Annotated in this window: 5 protein-coding genes and 1 pseudogene; 3 read left to right on the top strand and 3 right to left on the bottom strand. The window is 66.7% G+C overall.

Features of this window, described 5'->3' with window-relative positions:
- Positions 1-239 (bottom strand): annotated as a pseudogene (locus VKI00_RS08570) (hypothetical protein); the annotation flags it as partial.
- Positions 240-387: 148 nt separating this feature from the next.
- Between VKI00_RS08570 and VKI00_RS08565 the strand changes: the two are divergent.
- Positions 388-1,644 (top strand): alpha/beta hydrolase fold domain-containing protein, encoded by a 1,257-nt coding sequence (locus VKI00_RS08565; protein WP_414687152.1) that lies wholly within the window; start codon positions 388-390, stop codon positions 1,642-1,644.
- Here VKI00_RS08565 and VKI00_RS08560 read toward each other — a convergent pair.
- Positions 1,625-3,214 carry a PucR family transcriptional regulator gene (locus tag VKI00_RS08560; protein WP_324436723.1) on the bottom strand — a complete coding sequence of 530 codons (1,590 nt, stop codon included), beginning with the start codon at positions 3,212-3,214 and terminating at the stop codon, positions 1,625-1,627. The genes VKI00_RS08565 and VKI00_RS08560 overlap by 20 nt on opposite strands.
- 83 nt (positions 3,215-3,297) lie before the next feature.
- Between VKI00_RS08560 and pruA the strand changes: the two genes are divergently transcribed.
- Both pruA and VKI00_RS08550 read left to right on the top strand, forming a co-directional pair.
- Positions 3,298-4,929, top strand: coding sequence for an L-glutamate gamma-semialdehyde dehydrogenase (pruA, locus tag VKI00_RS08555; RefSeq protein ID WP_324436721.1), 1,632 nt, complete (start codon positions 3,298-3,300; stop codon positions 4,927-4,929).
- Complete coding sequence (locus tag VKI00_RS08550; protein WP_324436720.1) at positions 4,929-5,891, top strand: proline dehydrogenase family protein; 963 nt, start codon at positions 4,929-4,931, stop codon at positions 5,889-5,891. Before pruA ends, VKI00_RS08550 begins: the two co-directional genes overlap by 1 nt.
- Before the next feature lie 79 nt (positions 5,892-5,970).
- Here the strand turns inward: VKI00_RS08550 and VKI00_RS08545 are convergent, their stop codons facing one another.
- On the bottom strand, positions 5,971-6,204 hold the full coding sequence (locus tag VKI00_RS08545; protein WP_324436718.1) for a hypothetical protein: 234 nt from the start codon (positions 6,202-6,204) through the stop codon (positions 5,971-5,973).
- Positions 6,205-6,339 lie beyond the last annotated feature (135 nt).

The following is a 6,339-nucleotide window of genomic DNA, read 5'->3' as shown; positions in this document are numbered from 1 at the left end:
TTGGCCAGGGCCGACGGCAGTTTGCCGCCCAGCTCGGTCGCGTCGGCCTGCGCGCCGATCTGGTTGATCATCGGGTGTTCGAGGGCCGGCAGCTGACGTCGGAAGGTCTCGCAGCATTGCAGCAACGCCAACCGCTCCGGGCTGGTCAGCGCGTCGAAGGACAGGTCCAGGGCGCGTTTGAAGTCGGCCTTGAGCGCGTCGAAGACCTCGACGATCTCCTCCCGACTACTCGAACGCATGTTCGAACTATATCGCGGCTGACCGACAAGCTGCCGAACTTATCCACAGGGCTAAGCCGCTGTGACGCAAGTGATTCGAGTGATTCGGGGTCTCGCGGTGTTACCCCGGAAAACAGCGGCCGGACCGCTGAGTGGTTTAGTGACTGTCGTGAAGAAATTGGCAGCAGTGCTGGGTTCGCTGGCCGGACTCGCGGTCACCGCCAACGGTTACCAGCCGCTCACCAAGCGCGGCTATCTCTCGATGTACGCGTTCGGCTTCGGGGTGTTCGCATCGGAGCTGTCATTGGAGATGATCGCCGCCCAGTTTGGGCTGCTGGCCGCGGTAACTCGCAGGCTGTCGCCACGGCTGCGCCGGTTCAGCTGGCTGGTGTCGGCGCTGTCGTGGTTGGGACTGTTGGGCCTCCACCATCTGGGCCGGCAGGCCAACGTGCCGCTCACCGCAGCGCTCGACGCCGGGTTGGGCACCGACCGTCGCACCGAGTCCGGTGACCTGTGGAAGCGGCCGGTGGGCGCGGGCACGGCCAAGAAGCCCGGTGTGGTACGCATGCTGCGGATCTACAGCGACTACGCGCACTACACCGACATCCCTTACGGCGACTACGGCTCGCGGAACCACCTCGACATCTGGCGACGGCCTGACCTCGACCGTGACGGACGGGCGCCGGTGCTGTTGCAGGTTCCCGGCGGTGCGTGGATGGTGGGAAGCAAACGCCAACAGGCGTATCCGTTGATGAGCCACCTCGCTGAGTTGGGCTGGGTGTGCGTGGCGATCAACTACCGGCTCAGCCCGCGCTCCACTTGGCCGGACCACATCGTCGACGTCAAGCAGGCGCTGGCGTGGACCAAGGAGCACATCGCCGAATACGGCGGCGACCCGGACTGGATCGCGATCACCGGCGGATCGGCCGGTGGGCACCTGTCGGCGTTGGCCGCGCTCACCGCCAACGACCCCCAGTTTCAGACGGGCTTCGAAGACGTCGACACCAGTGTGCGGGCGGCGGTTCCGTTCTACGGCGTCTACGACTTCACCCGGACCGACGATGCGATCCACCCGCTGATGGCGCCGACGCTGGCCAGGTACGTGTTCAAACTACGGCGAGCCGAAACAGCCGAGGCTTTCCGCACCGCCTCACCGATCACGCATGTCTCTGCCGATGCGCCACCGTTTTTCGTGCTGCACGGTCGCAACGACTCGTTGATCCCGGTCGAACAGGCCCGCGCCTTTACCGCGCGGCTGCGCGAAGTCAGCCGCCAGCCGGTTGTCTACGCCGAAATGCCGTTCGCCCAGCATGCCTTTGACATCTTCGGCTCGGCGCGGGCCGCCCATGCGGCGGTGGCCGTCGAGCAGTTCCTCGCCGAGATCTATGAACGCACGGCCGCGACCTCTAGTCAGATCGCTCGGTAGCCCGCAGTCCCAGCGAAAGTAGCAGCCGTACATCCGGATTGGCCAGCGACGTCGATAGCAGCTTCTCTATCCCGCGGACGCGGTAGCGCACGGTGTTGGGATGAACATGCAGCTGCTGCGCCGCGGCGGCGACATCACCGAAACTGTCCAGATACGCCCGCAGCGTCGGGACCAGCGCAGGGTCGCGGGCTTGCAGGTCGCGTACCCGAGGGTCGACGAGCCGCTCGTCGGCGGCGACCATCGTCACGATCTCGTCGAGCAGCACGGTGGTGCGTGCTTCGGCCAGTGATGTCACAGCGGGGAACGAATCCGGGTGGCGCTCAGCGCTATCCAGTACCCGGTCCACCTCCTCGCGCACCGCGGCCAGGCCGGCCAGGCCACTGATAGGCGCGGCGACGACGGCCCGCACCTGCACTGCCAGTTCAGCGCGCAAGGCGGCGATGGTCCCGCGAATCCAGGAGGTGAGTGACGAGCGCTTCGAGATGTGGGGAAGCAGCACATATACCCGCGAATCGCGAGATGCGACCTGCGCGTCCGCGCGAAAAGCGTTGGCGCTCAACGCCAGCACGTCGGCCAGCCTGGCGTGACGGGCGGGGGCGTGGAAACCGATCAGGGCGGCGTTGCCGTCGGCCGCGATCCCGAGTTCTCGTGCGATGGCGTCCACATCGACTGTTTCGCTGTCGGTTAGCCCTAGGAGCTCCTGGGCCCGCAGTGCGTGCGTCGACGGCCTGGCCACCAGCCGCGACATGACGCGGGCGGCCAGCACGGCCGCTCCGCGCAGCACTTCCTCGGCGTCGCCCGCCAGCGGCCGGGAGCCTTGCTGCACCCAGATGGTGCCGGAGAATACCGGCGCCCGGCGCGTGTCCGCGGCCGGCTGATGAATACCTACGGCCAGCCGGGGCCGCAGACCCAACTCCGGACGCTCGGCGACGCGGACCACGTCGCCGCTGGCCCGCAGCGCGTTGAAGATTCCCCATTGGCCGATCCACTTCAGATGCTCAGGCGGTCCGGCACGACCCAGGATCGACAGTCGTCGTAACTCGTCGGCTTCGTCGTTGGATGCCGAATAGGCCAACACGTGCGACTGCTCGTCCTCGATGCTGACCATGCCGTGAATACGGTCGGCCAGCGACTGCGCCAGGCCGAACAAATCGGTGCCGGGGTCGTAGCGCGGATCGGCCCGATCGCCATGGTGCTCGAGGACGTGATCGACCAGCCGGTACAGCCGCTCCCACCTGGCCTGCGGCTCCACGGCGACCACGGCCGTCCCGACCGCGACGGCGCGTTCCACCAGGGCGTCGGACGGGTTCTTGGCGAAGATCGCCACTGCCGCGCGATCGGCCGGGCCGGTGTTGATCCAGCGCTGCGCCTCGTCGTCGGACACGCCAAGCAGAAAGAACACGTCCGCCGAGTCCGCGCCCCGTCCCAGGCCCAACCGCACGTCGTCGGAGTCGATCAGCGCTGCCGACGCCACCGCTAGGTCCAGCCCGCGCGGAGCCTCGACCAGGCTCACCACGGTGGTGTCCAAGGCCAATAGCAGCTGACCCAAGCCGACACCCGTCGCTCGCATATTGTCCGATCCTACTAGAAAATGGGATCAGCCTTGGCTGATCAGCTAAGCTTGAGCGGGTCGGCGACGGTCATCCTGAGGACATGGACGCGATCACCGATGTACCCCTGCCCACCAACGAGCCGGTTCACGACTACGCACCGAATTCACCCGAACGCAGCAGGCTGCGGGCCGCGCTGACCGCGCTGGCCGGTGACCCGATCGACCTGCCGCACGTCATCGGCGGCGCCCATCGCATGGGCAACGGTGAGCGGATCGACGTCGTGCAGCCGCACCGGCACGCCGCGAGGCTGGGCACGCTGACCAACGCCGACCACGCCGATGCGACCGCCGCCGTTGAAGCGGCGATGGCCGCCCGAACACATTGGGCGGCGACCCCGTTCGACGAACGCGCCGCGATCTTTCTGCGCGCCGCCGATCTGCTCGCCGGGCCGTGGCGCGAGACGATCGCGGCCGCGACCATGCTGGGTCAATCCAAAACCCCCTACCAGGCCGAGATCGACGCTCCCTGCGAGCTGGTCGATTTCTGGCGATTCAACGTCGCCTTTGCGCGCCAGATCCTGGCGCAGCAGCCGCTGAGCGTCCGCGGGGAGTGGAATCGCACCGACCACCGTCCGCTGGACGGATTCGTCTATGCCATCACGCCGTTCAACTTTTCGGCGATCGCCGGGAATCTGCCCACCGCACCGGCGCTGATGGGTAACACCGTGGTGTGGAAGCCGTCGGTGACGCAGACATTCGCCGCGTACCTGACCATGCAACTGCTTGAGGCGGCCGGGTTGCCGCCCGGGGTGATCAACCTGGTCGCCGGCGACGGCTACGCGGTTTCCGATGTGGCGCTGGCGGATCCGCGGCTGGCCGGGATCCACTTCACCGGATCGACCGCGACCTTCCAGCGGCTGTGGCGCGAGGTCGGCGCCAACATCGAGCGTTATCATAGCTATCCGCGTCTGGTCGGTGAGACCGGCGGCAAGGACTTCGTGCTCGCACACGCATCGGCGCAGCCGGATGTGCTGCGCACCGCGCTGATCCGTGGCGCGTTCGACTATCAGGGCCAGAAGTGCTCGGCGGCGTCGCGGTCATTCATCGCCCACTCGGTCTGGCAGCAGATGGGCGACGACTTCCTGGCTGCCGCCGCCGAGCTGCCGTTCGGCGACGTCACCGATTTCTCCAACTTCGGCGGCGCGCTGATCGATGAGCGCGCCTTCGTCAAAAACGTCGACGCGATCGAACGCGCGAAAGGCGCGGCCGGTGTCACGATCGCGGTCGGCGGCGAATACGACGACAGCGAAGGCTATTTCGTGCGCCCGACGGTGCTGTTGTCCGACGACCCGACCGACGAGGCATTCGCCACCGAGTACTTCGGTCCGCTGCTCTCGGTGTACGTCTACCCCGACGACCAGTACGAGCGGATCCTCGACGTCATCGACACCGGTTCACGGTATGCGTTGACCGGTGCGGTGATCGCCGACGACCGCGACGCCGTACTGACCGCGCAGAATCGGCTGCGGTTCGCGGCCGGCAACTTCTACGTCAACGACAAGCCGACCGGCGCGGTAGTAGGCCGCCAGCCGTTCGGAGGCTCCCGCGGATCGGGCACCAACGACAAGGCCGGATCGGCGCTGAACCTGCTGCGCTGGACTTCAGCGCGTTCGATCAAGGAGACGTTCGTCCCCGCGACCGATCACAACTATCCGCACATGGCGGAGCGGTGATGTCGGGATTGTTCGCCAAGACGCTGCGCCCGGCGATTCTCGCCGCCAGCCACTCCGACGGGTTGCGGCGGACCGCCGAGCGGTTACCGGTCACCCGCAAGGTGGTGCACCGCTTCGTGCCGGGGGCATCGCTAGATCGGGTGCTGGATAGTGTTGCCGGACTGTGTGATTCGGGCCGGCTCGTCAGCATCGACTATCTCGGCGAGGATGTCACCGACATCGACGGCGCGAATGCCACCATGCGTGCTTACCTTCAGCTTCTCGCCGCACTGAGCCGGCGGCCGGATGCCACGCACGACGGTGTGCGCCCGCTGGAGGTATCGCTCAAGCTGTCGGCATTGGGGCAAGCGCTGGACCGCGACGGCGAGAAGATCGCGTTGGAGAACGCGCACACCATTTGCGAGCGGGCCGAGCGGGTCGGCGCGTGGGTGACCGTGGACGCCGAAGACCACACCACTACGGATTCGACGCTGTCGATCGCCGCCGAGCTGCAGCATGATTTCCGTTGGCTGGGCGTGGTTTTGCAGGCCTATCTGCGGCGCACCCACGGCGACTGCCAACAGTTCGCCGCATCCACGGTAAGGGTCCGGCTGTGCAAAGGCGCCTACGACGAACCGGCATCGGTCGCCTACCGCGACGCCGCGGCGGTCACCGACTCCTACCTGCGCTGCCTTCGGGTGCTGATGGCGGGCCGAGGCTATCCGATGGTCGCCTCGCACGACCCCGTGGTCATCGAGGCGGTGCAGGCGCTGACCCGTGAATACGGGCGTGGCGCAGGCGATTTCGAATACCAGATGCTGTACGGCATCCGCGACGACGAGCAGTCACGGCTGGTGGGCGCCGGCAACCGGGTGCGGGTGTATGTGCCGTTCGGCACCCAATGGTACGGATACTTCATGCGCCGGTTAGCCGAGCGGCCGGCCAACCTGACGTTTTTCATGCGGGCGCTGGCCGAGCCGTGACGGTCGCAAGCGCGGCGAAGCCGGGCGCAGCGGGCCGTCACTACAGTGGCGGTCACTAACCGCCCTCGACCCGCGGGTTCTAGGACGCTTTGGCGTACCGGCGAACTAAGTCGTCCTCGCCGAACGTGCTGTTTTGCTGGCGCCCCTTGGAATCGCTGCCGAAAAATGTCCACCGACGTGGACTTGTCTGGGGTCCACTGATCAGCTTGACCGTGTAGCATGCGTGGTCCGGCTCCACCGTGCCGATGCTGTCACCAACCCGGATCTGCGACGGATGAATCTCGGGCGCATCCCGCCAGTCCTGTATGGCCACGCCACCCCATCCTCAAGAAGCAATGTCGCCGCAAAACGCGGCGACCTCTACTTTGCCACCGTACAGCAATGCGGAGCCGATAACAGGCGTTCAGCGACTACTCAGCTGCGGTCACTGACCGCGTCGCGGCCGCGG

The sequence above is a fragment of the Mycobacterium sp. genome, assembly GCF_035314665.1.
Lineage (GTDB): Bacteria > Actinomycetota > Actinomycetes > Mycobacteriales > Mycobacteriaceae > Mycobacterium.
Note: the sequence above shows the minus strand (reverse complement) of the source record. Positions and strands in the feature narration are given on the sequence as shown.